Origin of the sequence: Umezawaea sp. NPDC059074 (genome assembly GCF_042738955.1) — a bacterium.
Lineage (GTDB): Bacteria > Actinomycetota > Actinomycetes > Mycobacteriales > Pseudonocardiaceae > Umezawaea.
This window is the reverse complement of record NZ_JBHYHC010000044.1, coordinates 20,671-37,071: the sequence shown is the minus strand read 5'-3', so window position 1 is coordinate 37,071 and position 16,401 is coordinate 20,671. Positions and strand designations below refer to the sequence as shown.

General features: G+C 70.2%; 15 protein-coding genes. 13 read left to right on the top strand and 2 right to left on the bottom strand.

All coding sequences use genetic code 11. The features are described 5' to 3' along the window. Position 1 precedes the first annotated feature (1 nt). Positions 2-2,533, top strand: a complete 2,532-nt coding sequence (gene otsB, locus ACFWW9_RS21150) for a trehalose-phosphatase (RefSeq protein ID WP_390380289.1) — start codon at positions 2-4, stop codon at positions 2,531-2,533. 126 nt (positions 2,534-2,659) lie between these two features. After that, entirely contained in the window at positions 2,660-2,794 is a 135-nt protein-coding gene (locus tag ACFWW9_RS21145) for a hypothetical protein (protein ID WP_390380286.1), read from the top strand. 553 nt (positions 2,795-3,347) lie between these two features. On the opposite strand, the gene radA is transcribed toward ACFWW9_RS21145, so the two are convergent. Continuing rightward, positions 3,348-4,721 (bottom strand): DNA repair protein RadA, encoded by a 1,374-nt coding sequence (gene radA, locus ACFWW9_RS21140; RefSeq protein WP_390380283.1) that lies wholly within the window; start codon positions 4,719-4,721, stop codon positions 3,348-3,350. Positions 4,722-4,808: 87 nt separating this feature from the next. Next, positions 4,809-5,570 (bottom strand): hypothetical protein, encoded by a 762-nt coding sequence (locus tag ACFWW9_RS21135; RefSeq protein ID WP_390380280.1) that lies wholly within the window; start codon positions 5,568-5,570, stop codon positions 4,809-4,811. A 295-nt stretch (positions 5,571-5,865) separates the two neighbouring features. Here ACFWW9_RS21135 and ACFWW9_RS21130 point away from each other — a divergent pair, with 295 nt between their 5' ends. From ACFWW9_RS21130 to ACFWW9_RS21080, 11 genes are all read left to right on the top strand, one after another. Continuing rightward, positions 5,866-6,354: a CarD family transcriptional regulator gene (locus ACFWW9_RS21130; RefSeq protein ID WP_015097852.1), complete on the top strand. Its 489-nt coding sequence runs from the start codon at positions 5,866-5,868 to the stop codon at positions 6,352-6,354. A gap of 28 nt (positions 6,355-6,382) precedes the next feature. After that, positions 6,383-7,075 (top strand): 2-C-methyl-D-erythritol 4-phosphate cytidylyltransferase, encoded by a 693-nt coding sequence (gene ispD, locus ACFWW9_RS21125; protein WP_390380276.1) that lies wholly within the window; start codon positions 6,383-6,385, stop codon positions 7,073-7,075. Then, on the top strand, positions 7,072-7,539 hold the full coding sequence (gene ispF / locus ACFWW9_RS21120; protein ID WP_390380273.1) for a 2-C-methyl-D-erythritol 2,4-cyclodiphosphate synthase: 468 nt from the start codon (positions 7,072-7,074) through the stop codon (positions 7,537-7,539). Before ispD ends, ispF begins: the two co-directional genes overlap by 4 nt. Beyond that, positions 7,539-7,925, top strand: coding sequence for a PPOX class F420-dependent oxidoreductase (locus ACFWW9_RS21115; protein WP_390380376.1), 387 nt, complete (start codon positions 7,539-7,541; stop codon positions 7,923-7,925). Before ispF ends, ACFWW9_RS21115 begins: the two co-directional genes overlap by 1 nt. A gap of 20 nt (positions 7,926-7,945) precedes the next feature. Beyond that, positions 7,946-8,341 (top strand): PPOX class F420-dependent oxidoreductase, encoded by a 396-nt coding sequence (locus tag ACFWW9_RS21110; RefSeq protein WP_390380269.1) that lies wholly within the window; start codon positions 7,946-7,948, stop codon positions 8,339-8,341. A 90-nt stretch (positions 8,342-8,431) separates the two neighbouring features. Beyond that, positions 8,432-9,079, top strand: coding sequence for an HAD family hydrolase (locus tag ACFWW9_RS21105; protein WP_390380266.1), 648 nt, complete (start codon positions 8,432-8,434; stop codon positions 9,077-9,079). A gap of 46 nt (positions 9,080-9,125) precedes the next feature. Next, positions 9,126-10,520: a cysteine--tRNA ligase gene (gene cysS / locus ACFWW9_RS21100; protein ID WP_390380263.1), complete on the top strand. Its 1,395-nt coding sequence runs from the start codon at positions 9,126-9,128 to the stop codon at positions 10,518-10,520. Between the two features lie 4 nt (positions 10,521-10,524). Further along, a complete protein-coding gene (rlmB, locus tag ACFWW9_RS21095) occupies positions 10,525-11,496 on the top strand; it encodes a 23S rRNA (guanosine(2251)-2'-O)-methyltransferase RlmB (protein WP_390380260.1) in 972 nt (323 codons plus the stop codon). A 109-nt stretch (positions 11,497-11,605) separates the two neighbouring features. Then, positions 11,606-13,063: an MBOAT family O-acyltransferase gene (locus tag ACFWW9_RS21090; protein ID WP_390380257.1), complete on the top strand. Its 1,458-nt coding sequence runs from the start codon at positions 11,606-11,608 to the stop codon at positions 13,061-13,063. Between the two features lie 338 nt (positions 13,064-13,401). After that, the gene (locus tag ACFWW9_RS21085; RefSeq protein WP_390380254.1) at positions 13,402-14,637 is read left to right on the top strand and encodes an MFS transporter; all 1,236 of its coding nucleotides are present in this window, start codon (positions 13,402-13,404) and stop codon (positions 14,635-14,637) included. Positions 14,638-14,892: 255 nt separating this feature from the next. Next, positions 14,893-16,401, top strand: a complete 1,509-nt coding sequence (locus ACFWW9_RS21080; RefSeq protein ID WP_390380251.1) for a GGDEF domain-containing protein — start codon at positions 14,893-14,895, stop codon at positions 16,399-16,401.

Genomic DNA, 16,401 nt, shown 5'->3' with positions numbered 1-16,401 from the left:
GTTGACCGCCGAGGCCCTCCCCGCGGACCTGCGCCGAGCGATCGTGCAGTTGGCTCGCACCCCACGACTGCTGGTGGCGTGCGACTACGACGGGACACTTGCACCGATCGTCGCCGACCCCGAACAGGCCCGCCCGCTGCCCGAGTCCGTGGGTGCGCTGCGCTCGCTGGCCGGGCTCCACGAGACCACCACGACAGTCATCTCCGGCCGCGCCCTGCGGGACCTCGCGACGCTGTCGCGACTCCCGTCCGAGGTGCACCTGGTCGGATCCCACGGCTCCGAGTTCGACGTCGGCTTCGTGCACGCGCTCGACGCCGACGCCAAGGCCCTGCACCGCAGGCTCGAGACCGAGCTGGAGCAGCTGGTCGACGGCAACGAGGGCGTCGGGCTCGAGGTCAAGCCCGCCAGCATCGCGGTGCACGTCCGCCGCGCCGAGGCGTCCGTCGGGCAGTCCGTGCTCGACGCGGTCCGCTCCGGCCCGTGCACCTGGGACGGCGTCCACGTCACCGAGGGCAAGGCCGTCGTCGAGCTGGCCGTGGTGCAGACCGACAAGGGCCACGCCCTCGACGTGCTGCGCCACCGGGTCAGCGCGACCGCGGCGGTCTTCGTCGGCGACGACGTGACCGACGAGAAGGCGTTCGCCCGGCTGTCCGGGCCGGACGTCGGCATCAAGGTCGGCGAGGGCGAGTCCCTGGCCGAGTACACGATCGACGACACCACCGACGTCGCCACGGTCCTGGCGTTCCTCCTGGAGGAGCGGCGGAACTGGCTGCACGGCGACCAGGCGGTGCCGATCGAGCGGCTCACGATGCTCGCCAACGAGCGGTCCGTCGCGCTGGTCACCCCGGACGCGCGGATCAACTGGCTGTGCCACCCGGAGCCCGATTCGGCCGCGGTGTTCGCCGACCTGCTCGGCGGGCCCGAGGCGGGCCACTTCTCGATCAAGCCCGAGCACGGCTCGCTGCCCCTGGGACAGCGCTACGTGCCCGGAACCATGATCGTGGAGACCCGGTGGTCCCGGCTGCTCGTGTCGGACTACCTGGACCACTTCAGCGCCTCGCACCGGACGGACCTGATCCGCCGGATCAGCGGCTCGACCAACGCGGTGATCACGTTCGCGCCGCGGCCGGAGTTCGGCCAGGTGCCCGTGCGGCTGCTGCGCGAGCGCGACGGCCTGCGCGTGGTCGGCACGTCCGACCCGATGGTGCTGCGCTCCCCCGGCGTCGACTGGGAGATCACCTCCGACGGCCTCCAGGAGACCGCCAAGGCGATCGTCCGGCCGCGCGAGGGCGCGCCGATCCTGCTGGAGCTGCGGTGCGGCACGGACGACCTGTCCGACGCCACCCTCAGCGAGGCGGACCGCCGGGAGCGCGCGGGCGCGTACTGGTCGGACTGGGCGGCGACGCTGAAGCTGCCGCCGTTGCAGACCGAACTGGTGTCCCGCTCGGCGCTGACGTTGAAGGGCCTCGTGCACGCCGACACCGGCGCGATCATGGCGGCCGCGACGACGTCGTTGCCCGAGGAGCTGGGCGGCATCCGCAACTGGGACTACCGCTACTGCTGGCTGCGCGACGCGGCGCTGACCGCGCAGGCGCTGGTGTCGGTGGGCTCGACCGCGGAGGCCGAGGCGTTCCTGGGCTGGGTGCACGGCGTGCTCGCCACGCTGCCCGGCCCGGAGCGGCTGCACCCGCTGTACACGTTGCAGGGCACGATGCTCGGCGCGGAAGCCGTGATCGACACCCTCCCCGGCTACGCCGGTTCCCGCCCGGTCCGCGTGGGCAACCTCGCGAACCAGCAGGTCCAGCTCGACGTGTTCGGCCCCGTGGTCGACCTCGTCGTGAAGCTGGCGGAGGCCCGCGGCTCGGTGACCGACCAGGACTGGCGGATGGTGCAGGCCATGGCCGAGGCCGTCGCCCGCCGCTGGCACGAGCCCGACCACGGCATCTGGGAGGAGCGGCACGCGCCGCGCCACCACGTGTACTCGAAGGTCATGTGCTGGGTCACGATCGACCGCGCGGTGAAGCTGGCGGAGACCTACGGCCGCGACATCGACCCCTCGTGGCCGGTGCTGCGCGACACGATCTCCAACGACGTGCTGAAGAACGGCTGGAAGGACGAGGCCCAGTCGTTCACCACCGCGTACGACGACTACGACCTCGACGCGGCGTCGTTGCACGTGGGCCTGTCGGGCCTGATCGACCCGACCGACGAGCGGTTCCAGTCCACGGTGACGGCGATCGAGGCCGAGCTGCGCAGCGGATCGACCGTCTACCGCTACCGGCGCGACGACGGCCTGCCCGGCGACGAGGGCGGCTTCCACCTGTGCGCGGCCTGGATGATCGAGGCCTACCTGCTCACGGGCAGGCGCACGGAGGCGGAAGAGCTGTTCGCGCAGATGGTCGACGCCGCGGGCCCCACCGGCCTGCTGCCCGAGGAGTACGACCCGGTCGCCGAGCGCTCGCTGGGCAACCACCCGCAGGCGTACAGCCACCTGGGCCTGATCCGCTGCGCCCAGCTGCTGTCGGCGCAGTAGAACGTTAGGTCCGGAAGGCCCTCACGGCGACGCCGTGGGGGCCTTCGGCGTTTCCGTTGAACCGTTCACGCCAGACGTCCGTGTTGAAGGTGCCCAGCCGACGCCGGACGCAAGCGAGGTCACGCCATGAACGACGACAACCGCCACGGCCACCAGCTCCGCACCACCCGCGTCCACCGCGCCTCCCGCTCGGCAACGGGCCGCTCCACCGGCCGCTCGACCACCCCCAAGGGCCGCCCGGACGCCACCAGCAGCCGCTAGCCCGAGCCACGCCAGCTGGCGGCCGCTTGGCGACTACTACGGGATCGGCGGGTCAGTTGGTGACCGCGACAAGAGTGGCGCGGGGCTTGGCGGCTACGACGGGACCAACGGGTCAACTGGCGACCGCGACAAGAGCGGCGCCGGGGCTTGGTAGCCACGACGGGACCAGCGGGTCAACTGGCGACCGCGACAAGAGTGGCGCCAGGGCTTGGTAGCCACGACGGGACCAGCGGGCCAGTTGGTGACCACGGCGGTGCTGACAGCCAGCTGGTGACCACGACGGCACCGGCGCGCGCAGGCCACGGAACGTGGCCGATTTTACTCGGGGGTTTTGCCCCTTAAAATTTGTCGGGCGGCAAGCTTTCCACCTGCCGTTTTGGCCCGACAAAGGGGCAAAACGAGGGGTCCCCGAGTCAAATCGGCCACAGCACGCTGGAACAAGAGCCAGCTGGGTGACCAACCCGGATCAAGAGCCGCCGGGCGACCCGGCTGGAACAAGAGCCGCAGGGGCGACCACGCCGGCCCCCACAGCCACAGCGAGACCCCCAACCCCTCACTTCCCCTTGTTCAACCCCAGCACCTCCAACGCCGTCAACAGGTCGTGCGCCACCAACGCCCGCACCCCGTCCGGCAACGGCCCGGCGTCCGGCGGCACCAGCGCCTTCGTGAACCCCAGCCTCAACGCCTCCGCCAGCCGCTTACCGACCCCGTTCACCCGTCGGATCTCCCCCGCCAACCCCACCTCCCCCAGCACCACCAGGTCCGCAGGCAAAGCGATCTCACGTTCGGCCGACGCCACCGCCAGCACCACGGCAAGGTCCGCGGCCGGTTCGGTGAGCTTCATACCGCCGACCGTCGCCGTGAACACGTCCTTCTGGAACAGGTTGACCTTGCCGCGCTTCTCCAGCACGGCCAGCGCCATCGCGATCCGCGCCGAGTCCAGGCCGCTCACCGCGCGGCGGGGCGCGGGCAGGTTCGTCTTCGTCACGAGGGCCTGGACCTCGCCGAGCATGGGCCGCTTGCCCTCCACGATCACCGTCACGGCCGTGCCCTCCACGGCTTGGTCGCGGCGGCTCAGGAACAGCCCTGACGGGTCCGGCACGCCGACGATGCCGTCGTCGCGCAGCTCGAAGCAGCCGACCTCGTCCGCGGCCCCGTAGCGGTTCTTGATCCCCCGCAGCAGCCGCAGCGTGGAGTGCCGGTCGCCCTCGAACTGGAGCACCACGTCCACCAGGTGCTCCAGCACCCGCGGCCCGGCCACGGAGCCGTCCTTGGTCACGTGGCCGACCAGCACGACCGGCAGGTTCCGCTCCTTGGCCAGCGCGATCAGCCCGGCGGCCACCGTCCGCACCTGGCTGACGCCGCCCGCCACGCCGTCCACGTTCATCGACGACATGGTCTGCACCGAGTCGATGATCAGCAGGCTGGGCTTCACCTCGTCCACCTGCCCCAGCACGGCGGACAGGTCGCTCTCGGCCGCCAGGTACATCTCGCCGTGCAGGTTGCCGGTCCGCTCGGCCCGCAGCCGCACCTGGCCCGCCGACTCCTCACCGGTCAGGTAGAGGCTGCGCCCCACCGTCGACGACCACTGGTAGGCCACCTCCAGCAGCAGCGTCGACTTGCCGACGCCCGGCTCGCCCGCCATGAGCACCACCGCGCCCGGCACCAGCCCGCCGCCGAGCACCCGGTCCAGCTCGTCCACGCCCGTCTTGGTGGCCCGCGCCGACTCGATGTCGACCTCGCCGATGGGCCGCGCCTTGGACGTCGGCGCACCGGCCACGATCCGCGCCAGCGGGGTGGCCGACCCGCGCTCCTCGACGCTCCCCCACGCCTGGCACTCGGAGCACCTGCCGACCCACTTGGCGTACTCGAACCCGCACTCCGCGCACCGGTACTGGGGTCGAGTGGCACGAACCTTGTTTGGCACGCCGCAGACGTTAGAGCAGGGGTCCGACACTCCCGGAAACAGGAAGGGCCCCGCCTGGTTCAGGCGGGGCCCTTCCGACGAGAGAGGTCAGTGCTCGGTCTTGCCCTCGGGACGCGGGGCCGGGTCGGCACCGATGGGCAGGTCCAGCGTGATCGGGCCGGCCTTCTCGAACAGGAAGGTCACCTTGGCGGTGTGGCCGGGGCGGAGCTCGGCGGTCAGCTTGAGGACGATGCCGACCTTGCCGGGCTCGGCGGGCGCGGCCGAGGAGGACGCGCCGGCCGAGGGGCGGCCCGACGACGAGGCCGAGGACGACGCCGAACCGGACGGCGTGCTGGTGCCCGTGGTGGAGACCGAAGAGGACTCCGAGGAGCCCGACACGGCCGAAGAAGAGGAGGACGACGACGAGGGCGACACCGACGAACTACCCGAAGGGGTGGAGGTCGTGGTGAGCGACGGCGTCGAGTGGGCGCTGCTGCTGCGGTCCAGGTCGGCGAACAGCGAGGCGATGGAGCTCTGCGGCTCGATGTCCACGTCGCCGTCGAGCGCGGCGGGGCCGCCGATCTCGCTGGTGACGGAGAGGAGCTTGTCGACCGAGGAGCCGTTGTTCACGATCGTCACGACGACCGCGGCCTCGTCACCCGACTTGTACTCCTTCGCCGAGATCGGGAAGGCGAACTGCGCGTCGCGCACCGCGATGGAGCCGACCTGGCCCGATGCGCCGTTGACCACGGCCACCTGGGTGTCGGTCTGCGTGATCTGCCCGGCGCCGCACCCGGCCGCCGCGAGCCCGAGGCCCGTTGCGAGCGCGACCACGACGGCGAGGCGGGACTTCTGCTCTGCGCGACCCACGGTTGCAGGATCCTTCCTGGTGTACCGGCGATAGGGCCCGACCCGGGAACAGGGCAGACCACCAGTGCAGGAGCCTAACCGGGTGGTGTTCGACAGGCGGCACGTGGTGCCCCGGAGGGCGCGTTCGGCCCCACCTGGGACGTGAACGGAGAGCGTCCGACCATAGGTGTGGCACGTCAACACGTGGTTTGTCAACCCCCCGCATGGCCCTGACCAGCCATTACCCAACTCCGGAGACCGGTGAGGGGATTGCCCGGCGTGTTAGGATGGGGGTAGCGAAAGGGGCAGAGGACACATGGTTTTCAAGGTCGGAGAGACCGTCGTCTACCCGCACCACGGTGCCGCTCTCATCGAAGCAATCGAGACCCGGCTGATCAAGGGCGAGGAGAAGAAGTACCTCGTCCTCAAGGTCGCACAAGGCGATCTTACGGTCCGCGTGCCCGCTGACAACGCCGAGATCGTAGGCGTGCGCGACGTTGTCGGCCAAGAGGGTCTCGACAAAGTCTTCGAGGTCTTGCGTGCTCCCCACACCGAGGAGCCGACCAACTGGTCGCGGCGGTACAAGGCAAATCTTGAGAAGCTCGCCTCCGGCGACGTCAACAAGGTAGCCGAAGTGGTGCGTGATCTGTGGCGGCGCGAGAAGGATCGCGGGTTGTCCGCGGGCGAGAAGCGGATGCTGGCGAAGGCTCGGCAGATACTGGTTAGCGAACTGGCGCTGGCCGAGGGCACCGACGAGGACAAGGCCGAAGTGCTCCTCGACGAGGTCCTGGCTACCGCGTCCTGATCGCACGAACTCCACTCGGACCGCGGACGTGAGTGTTGTCGCGCTCGTGCCCGCGGCGGGTCGGGGTGAGCGCTTGGGCTACGGGATGGCCAAGGCGCTCGTGCCGGTCAACGGGGTTTCGCTTCTGGTTCGTGCCGTGCGCGGCCTGCTCGACGCGGGATGCGTGCAACACGTGGTAGTCGCTGCCCCACCGTCCGATGTGGACACGATGTGCACCGTGACCGCCTCGCTGGCTTCGGCCGGCGGGGCGGTGCACGTGCTTGCGGGGGGTGCCGAGCGCACCGACTCCGTTCGTCTCGCGCTGGAGTTCGCGCTCCGTGAGATCCCCGACACCCGGATCGTCCTGGTCCACGACGCCGCCCGCGCGTTCACGCCCGGCGAGGTCGTGCGGCGGGTCGTCGACGCCGTCGAGGCGGGTCATCCGGCGGTCATCCCGGTGCTGCCGATGGCGGACACCGTGAAGCAGGTCGACGCCGACGGCACCGTCGTCGCGACCCCGGACCGCGCCGCGCTGCGCGTCGTGCAGACCCCCCAGGGCTTCACCGCCGAGGTGCTGCTGCGCGCCCACGCGTCCGGGATCCAGGCCACCGACGACGCCGGTCTCGTGGAACGCCTCGGCGTGCCCGTCACCACCGTCGCGGGCCACGCCAACGCCATGAAGATCACCACCCCGTTCGACCTCGCGATCGCCGAGGCGCTGCTCGCTGGAGGAACCACGTGAGGGTCGGCATCGGGACCGACGTCCACCCCGTCGAGGCGGGCCGCGACTGCTGGGTCGCGGGCCTGCTGTGGGAGGGCGTGGACGGCTGCGCGGGCCACTCCGACGGCGACGTGGCCGCGCACGCGCTGTGCGACGCCCTGCTGTCGGCGGCGGGCCTGGGCGACCTGGGTGCGGTGTTCGGCACCAGCGACCCGCGCTGGTCCGGCGCGCGCGGCACGACGTTGTTGAAGGAGGTCCGCCGCTTGGTCGAGGATGCGGGCTACCGGGTCGGCAACGCGGCCGTGCAGGTCATCGGCAACAACCCGAAGATCGGCAAGCGCCGCGCCGAAGCCGAAACGGAGTTGTCCGACGCCGTCGGCGGGCCCGTCTCGGTCTCCGGCACCACGACCGACGGCCTCGGCCTCACCGGCCGCGGCGAGGGCATCGCCGCCATGGCGACCGCGCTGCTGGTGGTGGCCCCGTGATCCTCAACACCGCCGTCCGAGCGCTGCTGGACGCCAAGAACTACGCCGTCCTGTGCACCACGAACCCCGACGGCAGCCCCCAGTCGTCCGTCATCTGGGTCCTCCGCGACGGCGACGACCTGCTGTTCTCCACCCTGCGCGACCGGCGCAAGGAGCGGAACCTGCGCCGTGACCCGCGGGCCAGCGTCAGCATCTTCGACCTGGCCGACCCGGAGGCGTACGCGGAGATCCGCGGCACCGTGACCATCACCGAGGACATCGGGCTCGTCGTGGGCCACGCGCTGTCCCGGAAGTACGACGGTCGCGACCACGAGCCCGCCCCCGAGGGCCACGTCCGGGTGGTTCTCCGCCTGACCCCCACGAAGGTCACCGGACACGTCGCCTGAGGATGCCTAGCCTGGTGGGCATGGGTCTCACTCTCAACGACGCCAGCCGCGCGCTGCTGGACGCCAAGAACTTCGCCACCATCGCCACCATCAACCCCGACGGCAGCCCGCAGACGTCCGTCGTGTGGATCAAGCGCGACGGCGACGACGTGCTCATGTCCACCGTGGTCGGCCGCAAGAAGGACAAGAACCTCCGCCGCGACCCGCGCGTCAGCGTGAGCGTCTTCGACCTGGCCCAGCCGTACAACTACGTCGAGTTCCGCGGCACCGTCCAGCTCGTCGAGGAGGGCGGAAGGGAACTCATCGACGAGCTGTCGAACAAGTACACCGGCGCCGACTACACCAACGACGGCCCCGAAGCGGTCCGCGTGGTCGTCCGCCTCACTCCGGACAAGATCACCGGCAACGCCGCCTAGCCACCCTCGCCAGGGCCGCCCCGCGGCCCTGGCTGCCAGGGCGGTCACAAAGGCTCCCCTAGATGGTCCAGACCAACCTAAGCTGCTGACGTGGCCATTCGCGCGGTGCTCTTCGACTTCTCCGGGACGCTCTTCCGACTCGAGCACGAAGCTCTCGAGGAGCACGGTGACCTCATGCGGGCGTTGACCGCGCCGGTTGGCGTGGCCGACGGGCTCAGCCCCGAGATGGCTGACGCGTGGCACCGGAGGGACCTGGACCGGGACCTGCACAGGGACGTTCACGTGAACGCGTTGCAGGCCGCTGGGCTCGACAAAGACGGGGAGGCGTTGGCCTTCTACGAGCGGTTGATCAGCGCCGCCTACTGGCGGGCCTACCCGGACACCGTGCAGGCCCTCCGGACGGCGTCCGAGGCCGGGTTGCTGGTCGCCGTGGTGAGCAACATCGGGTGGGACATCCGGGTCGTGTTGACCAAGTTCGGGGTCGCCCACCTGGTCGACGAGGTGGTCCTCTCGTACGAGGAGGGCGTGATCAAGCCGGATCCGAAGATCTTCCTCACCGCGTGTGAACGGCTGGGCATCGATCCGCGGGACGTGCTGATGGTCGGTGACAGCGAGGAGGCCGACGGTGGGGCTCGGGCGGTCGGGGCGAAGGTCGCGATCGTCGAGGCGCTCGTGACGGCCGAGCGGCCTACCGCGCTGGTCGACTCGCTGCGATCGCACGGCATTATCCCCGTTTGAGCGGTCGATTCACCTCGATATAGGCCGCGCCCGTACCATTCGTGATGTGAGCCTCCACCTGTACGACACCGCGACCCGGTCCATGCGGGAGTTCCACCCGCTGGTCAACGGTACGGCGTCGATCTACGTGTGTGGGGCGACCGTGCAGGGCGTGCCCCACATCGGCCACGTGCGCAGCGGGCTGAACTTCGACGTGCTGCGCCGCTGGCTCGCGCGCGACGGTGCTGACGTGCGGTTGGTGCGCAACGTCACGGACATCGACGACAAGATCCTCGCCAAGGCCGCGGAGCACGGGCGGCCGTGGTGGGAGTGGGCGTTCACGCACGAGCGGGCGTTCGAGGACGCGTACGACCAGCTGGGCTGCCTGCCCGCGTCGTACGCGCCGCGCGCCACCGGGCACGTGACGCAGATGGTCGAGCTGATGCACCGGCTCATCGACAAGGGGCACGCGTACGCGGCGGACGGCGACGTCTACTTCGCGGTGCGCTCGTTCCCCGAGTACGGGGCGCTGTCGGGCCAGAAGCTGGACGAGGTGTTCCAGGGCGAGGGCGAGGTGCGCGGCAAGCGCGACCCCCGCGACTTCACGCTGTGGAAGGGCGCGAAGCCCGGTGAGCCGTCGTGGCCGACGCCGTGGGGTCCCGGCCGTCCCGGCTGGCACCTCGAGTGCTCGGCGATGGCGACGGAGTACCTCGGCGCGGAGTTCGACATCCACGGCGGCGGCATCGACCTGATCTTCCCGCACCACGAGAACGAGCAGGCGCAGTCGCGGGCGGTCGGCGACGGCTTCGCCCGGTACTGGATGCACAACGCCTGGGTCACCATGAGCGGCGAGAAGATGTCGAAGTCGCTCGGCAACGTGGTGTCGATCCCGGAGATGCTGAACCGGGTGCGCGCGCCCGAGCTGCGCTACTACCTCGTGACGCCGCACTACCGGTCGACCATCGAGTACTCCGAGGGCGCGCTGGAGGAGTCGGTGTCGGCCTACCGCCGCATCGAGTCGTTCCTGCGCCGCGTCGTGCAGCGCACGGGCGTGGTGCCGCTCGGCGAGGACCTGTGCCCGGAGTTCGTCGCCGCGATGGACGACGACCTGAGCACCCCGCTGGCGATCGGCGCGCTGCACAACAAGGTGCGCGAGGGCAACACCGCGATGGACGCGGGGGACGACCAGGCCGCGCGGGAAGCCGCGGGCTGCGTGCGCGGGATGGCCGATCTGCTGGGACTGGACCCGTTGTCCCCCAAGTGGAACGAGGCCACCAGCACGGACACCGGTGCCCGCCAAGCGCTCGTCGCGCTGGTGGAGCACGTCTTGGAAGAACGCCTGCGGGCCCGCAAGGACCGGGACTTCGCCACGGCGGACGCGTTGCGCGACCGCCTGAAGGCCGCAGGGATCGCCGTCGAGGACAACCCCGACGGTTCGCAGTGGACATTGAGGGACGACTGAGCTCGTGGCTGGTAACTCCAAGCGCAAGGGCGCGATGCGCAACCCCGGTTCGAAGAAGGGTGCCGTCGTCGGTTCCGGCGGGCAGAAGTCCAAGGGCCTGCAGGGTCGTGGCCCGACCCCGAAGGCGATCGAGCGCCCGAACCACCCGGCCTACCGCCGGGCGACGAGCGCGGCCAAGGCGGCGAACACCGAGAAGGCCCGCGCCCGGCGCAAGAACGAGGGCCAGGCCGAGACCGTCGCGGGCCGCAACCCGGTCGTCGAGTGCCTGCGCGCGGGCATCCCGGCGACCGCGCTGTACGTGGCGCTCGGCATCGACTCGGACGACCGCGTCGCCGAGTCCGTGAGCCTCGCGGCGGACCGCGGCATCAGCGTCCTGGAGGTGACGCGCGGCGAGCTCGACCGCATCACCGGCGGCGCGCTGCACCAGGGCCTTGGCCTCCAGGTGCCGCCGTTCAACTACGCGCACCCGGACGACCTGCTGGAGTTCACCCGCCAGACGCGGGAGCAGCCGCTGCTGGTCGCGCTGGACGGCGTGACGGACCCGCGCAACCTGGGCGCCGTCGTGCGCTCGGCGGCCGCGTTCGGCGCGCAGGGCGTGCTGCTGCCGCAGCGGCGGTCCGCGAGCATCACGGCGGTCGCGTGGCGCTCCAGCGCTGGCACGGCGGCGAAGGTGCCGATCGCCATGGCGACGAACCTGACCCGCACGCTCCGCGACTGGGCGGACGAGGGCCTCATGGTCGTCGGCCTGGACGCGGACGGCGACGTGGACGTCGACGGCCTGGAGCTGGCGACCGGCCCGCTCGTGGTCGTCGTGGGCTCCGAGGGCCGCGGGCTGTCCCGGCTGGTGCGCGAGACGTGCGACCAGACGGTGTCGATCCCGATGGCCGCGGGCGTCGAGTCGCTCAACGCCTCCGTGGCGGCGGGCGTGGTGCTGGCCGAGGTCGCCCGGCGCCGCCGGGTCGCCGCCAAGGGCTAGGTCGAACGCCTCCGGCCGGGTCGCGCACGCGGCCCGGCCGGAAGTTCGGCACCCCTAATACGACCGGACCGCGAGCGGGCGCCCGAAGTCGCCAGCTAGGGTTCCCGCGATGTCATTCGCCAGCCCCCTCTTCCTGTGGTTCTTCATGCCGCTGCTGCTCGCGGCACTGCTCGTGGCACCCAGGAACTGGCGCAACGGCGTGGTGGCCGTGGCGAGCCTCGTGTTCTACGCCAGCGGCGCCGGGGGCACGACGCTGCTGCTCGTGGCCTGCATGGTGGTCAACTACCTGGCCGGGCCGCGGCTGGAGGTCGACCCGGCCGCGGAGCGCCACGACCTGCCCGGCCGCCCGGACCCGGCGCTGCGGCGCAAGATCCTCATCGGCGTGATCGCCTTCGACCTCTCGGTGCTGGTCGTCTGGAAGTACCTCGGCTTCGCCACCGAGCAGCTGGCCGCCATCGCGCGGGTCGTCGGCGGGGACTTCCCGATCGTGCACCTGGCCCTGCCGATCGGCATCTCCTTCTACACCTTCCACCACATCTCGTACGTGGTGGACATCTACCGCGGCGAGCGCAAGGCGCTGCGCGACCCGGTCTCGTTCATCACCTACATCGCGATGTTCCCGCAGCTCGTGGCCGGTCCGATCGTCCGGTACCGGGAGATCTCCGACCAGCTCCCCCAGCAGCGCACGCACCGCCTCGACGACATCGCCGCGGGCTTCCCGCGCTTCGCGCTGGGGCTCTGCAAGAAGGTCATCGTCGCCGACTCGCTGGCCCCGCTCGTCGACGCCTGCTTCGCCACGCCGACGCACGAGATGACGTTCGCCATCGCCTGGCTGGGCGCGATCGGCTACACGCTGCAGTTGTACTTCGACTTCTCCGGCTACTCCGACATGGCGATCGGGTTGGGCCGGATGCTCGGCTTCCGGCTCCCGGAGAACTTCGCGAGACCGTACTCGTCGGTGACGATCACCGAGTTCTGGCGGCGCTGGCACATGTCGCTCTCGCGCTGGTTCCGTGACTACGTATACATACCGCTCGGCGGCAACCGGCACGGTGTCGTGAAGACGTACCGGAACCTCGGAATCGTGTTCGTGCTCACCGGTTTTTGGCACGGAGCGAACTGGACGTTCCTCGTGTGGGGCTTGTTCCACGGGGCCCTGCTGGTTATGGAACGCGGTTTTGGATGGGATTCCACGCCTGCGGCGAAAAGGGTCCGGATCGCTCGGCGGGCATTGACGATGGCGCTCGTGATGATCGGCTGGGTGTTCTTCCGCTCGTCCGACCTCGGCCGGGCTCTCGCGATGCTGGGGCATCTGCTGCTGCCCGATTTCTCCGGCGTATCCGATGCTGTGAGCGCGGCCACAACGAACCAGCGGGTGGTGATCCTGGTCGTGGCACTGGCTATTGTCGTGCTGCCCACAGCCCCTGTGAGCGGCCCGTATCTGGAGTCCTCACGGGACAAGATCGCCAACGTCGCCCGGATCTCGCTCATGACGGTCGGCCTGGCCTACGCGGCAATCCTGGTCGCGGGAGGGACGTTCAGCCCGTTCCTGTACTACCAGTTCTGAGGCGGGGGAATAACCGCGCGCGTCCGGGCATTGGGCGATAAGCATGAATCCAGCTGGCCCACTCGGCGCAACCCGCGAGGCGCCCGCCAAGGGAAGTTCGACGGAGCGTGGGCAACGTAGGCTTCCGCACCGGCAAGCGAACGTCAACTGTCAATATTAACCAGGCCAAAATTTGTATCATAACTACCTTATGTAACCGACCTACTCCGTTCAGGTACACAGTGTGGTAGGACAGAGATTGCACAACCGACAGCTTCTACCGTGCTAACGGAGAAATAGGTTACTTCGGGTGGGGGTAACGTGACTCGCTCTTCGGGGCCGAACGACCTGGAGGGGTTGTGACCTCCGGGGGAACGTTGCGCGCGCTCGTGAGCGACCGCGAGTTCCGCGGGCTGTGGATCGGCTCGACGGTGTCCACCGCGGGTGACCAGCTCGCGGCCGTCGCGCTGTCACTCCTGGTGTTCGAGCGCACGGGATCCCCCCTCTGGACCGCGCTCACGTGGTCGCTGACGCTGTTCCCACCGCTGATCGCGGGTCCACTGCTCGCCTGGCTCGCCGACCGCTTCCCCCGCCGCACGGTGATGATCATCTGCGCCTGGCTCCAAGCCGCGATCGTCGGGCTGATGGCCCTGCCGGGGATGCCGCTGTGGCTGATGATCGTGCTGCTGGTCGCCGTCCAGATGGTGGCCTCGCCGTTCCTCGCCGCGCAGGAGGCGAGCCTGCCGTCCGTGCTCCCGGACAAGCGCTACGACGACGGGGTGGCCCTGTTCGGCACGTCGGTCGACGTGGCGCAGATGGCCGGGCTGGCCGCCGCGGGGTTCATCGTGACCGCCTCCAGCCCCAGCGTCGCGCTCGCCATCGACGCGGTGACGTTCGTGCTCGTCGCGATCCTGGTGCACACGTCGGTGAAGCACCGGCCCGCCGCCGACCCCCGTCGGCACCGCAAGGCCGACACGTCCGGCGAACCGCCCCGCCAGGGCGTGTTCACGCTGCTCGTCACGGAGCCGCGGCTGCGCAGCCTGATGGGCATGCGCCTGCTGGCCGGGCTGGCCATGGTCCCCGAGGGCCTGGCCGTGCCGCTGGCCGCGAGCCTCGACGCCGTGTGGGCCGTCGGGCTGATCCTGGCCATCGAGCCCGCCGCGAACGTCCTGGGCGTCGCGGTGCTGTTCCGCTGGGTTCGGGAACCCGCCAAACGGGAGCGGTTGATCGGACCGCTCGCTATTCTGTCGTTGGCGCCGCTGGTCATGTTCGCCTTGAACCCGAACCTGACCTGGACGATCGCCCTCCTCGTCATCGCGGGCATGGCGGGCGCGTACCACACGCCCGCGCGTTCGGCCTGGATGAGAATGCTGCCCGACGCGTACCGCGGCCGGGCATATGGAATCGGCAGGGCCGCCCTGCGGTCCAGCCAGGGTGGCGGCATGGCGGTGGCCGGAGTGGTGGCCCACGCTGTGGGCTCCATCACCGCGACCATCGCGGGCGCCGGTGGCATCGGGCTGCTTCTCGCAGCCCAGGCCACGCTCTCCTGGCACCGGGCACGGATGCGCGGCGACCGGAAGGTGGTGGTCAGCTGAAACGGACTCATCACATATCGCGATTGTCAAACATGACAGCCCCTTCGTGCGCGTCCAGCGAGGATTCGGATACGTACGGTGAGATTCAGGCCCCGAACTGAAGGGAGGGTGGTCTCACATGTCGCGGTTGCGCATGGCAAACCCTCCTTCGCACGGTGGTCGGGCAGCGACTGGTGCAAGTAGCGGGTACCCCAACTGCACGATGGTGTGCGGACACCGCCGTGGGAATGTCGGGGGGACGTGGTGAAGAACAGTTTGACTGACGACCAGCCCTCCAGGGCAACTCGTTGGGTACCGATCAGGAACTGGGACCTCTGGACGCTGCGCCCCGCGGCCCTCGCGTTCTTCCTCCTGGTCGAATCGGCCGTAGCGGGAGCCGCCATTTGGCTGCTCAGCGCGCTCGGCACCGTCTCGACCACGGACTGGATGCGGTTCGGCGCGATCCTGGTCGCGATCACGATTCACCTGGTGATGGTCAAGCGCGCCGAGGAGTCGCGCCGCAACGAGTCGGCCGGCCCGCACATCGACCTCACGTCGGTGTGGACGTTCGCCGCCGCCATCGCCCTGCCGGGTGGTCTCGCGGTCATCGTCACGCTGTGGATGCGGATCCTGATCCAGCCCATCGCGCGCCGCCAGCCGTACCGGTTCGTGTTCAGCTCGTCCAGCATCCTGGGCAGCACGATGCTGGCGTGGGCCGTGGTCCACCTCTCGGGCTTCTCCCTGGCCGCGACCGGCCACATCCCGACCGACCTCGGGCTCGTCCTCGTGCTCGCGCTCGCCGCGGCGCTGAACTGGTTCGCCCAGGTCGCCACCATCGCCATCGCGCTGAAGATCGTCACCCCGCACACCAGGCTCGTCGAGTTCCTCGGCTCGAAGAACGACAACATGCTCGAGGTCACCACCTTGGGCGCGGGCGCGATGCTGGGCATGCTGATCACATCGCACTGGGTCGGTCCTCTGTTGCTGGTCGCTCCCGTCATCCTGGTCAACGCGCTGCTGAACAACGCCGCAGAACGGCGGGCCCACCTCGAACGGCTGCTCAGCGAGCAGGAGCAGCTGCACCAGCAGCTCGCCGAGGACGCCCACACCGACTACCGGACGGGCCTGCTCAACACCAACGGGCTCGCCGAGTACGCGAACCGGCTCACCGAGCGGTCCAGGCACGACGGGCAGCCCGTGACCGTGCTCGCGATCGACCTCGACTTCTTCAAGCGCATCAACGACACGTGGGGGCACCCCGCGGGCAACGCCGTGCTCGCGGAAGTGGGCCGCATCCTGCGCGAGAAGCTCCGGCCGGGCGACGTGGCCGGACGGGATGGGGGCGAGGAGTTCCTCGTCGTGCTGGCCGACACAGGGCTCGCACAGGGCATCTCCATCGCCGAGCGCATCCGCGAGGCCATCGCCGAGGCGACGGTGTCCACGACGGACAAGCACCGCAACACCGTGACGCTGCGCGGCCGGGCGCTGCCGCCCGCCGACGACGACGGCCCGGACGTGCGGGCGATCTCGGCGTCGATCGGGGTCGCGGTCGTGCCGGACAACGGCGACAGCCTGGCGCTGGCGCAGCACAGCGCGGACGCCGCGCTCTACGTGGCCAAGGAGAACGGCCGCAACCAGGTGCGGGTGGCCGACCTGGACATCGGCGCGGGCGCGCGGGTGTCGCTCCCGGCGCTGCCCGTGATGCCGGTGCTGCCGGACCTGCCCAGCCCGCGGACGGACCAGCAGTCCACGGCGGACGACTCCCAGATCAGCCGGTCGGCCTGA

Excerpts from the sequence above, each read along its gene's own strand:
- ACFWW9_RS21145 (WP_390380286.1), top strand. The coding sequence starts at position 2,660 with ATGAACGACGACAACCGCCACGGCCACCAGCTCCGCACCACCCGCGTC.
- ACFWW9_RS21130 (WP_015097852.1), top strand. The coding sequence starts at position 5,866 with ATGGTTTTCAAGGTCGGAGAGACCGTCGTCTACCCGCACCACGGTGCC.
- ACFWW9_RS21110 (WP_390380269.1), top strand. The coding sequence starts at position 7,946 with ATGGGTCTCACTCTCAACGACGCCAGCCGCGCGCTGCTGGACGCCAAG.
- ACFWW9_RS21090 (WP_390380257.1), top strand. The coding sequence starts at position 11,606 with ATGTCATTCGCCAGCCCCCTCTTCCTGTGGTTCTTCATGCCGCTGCTG.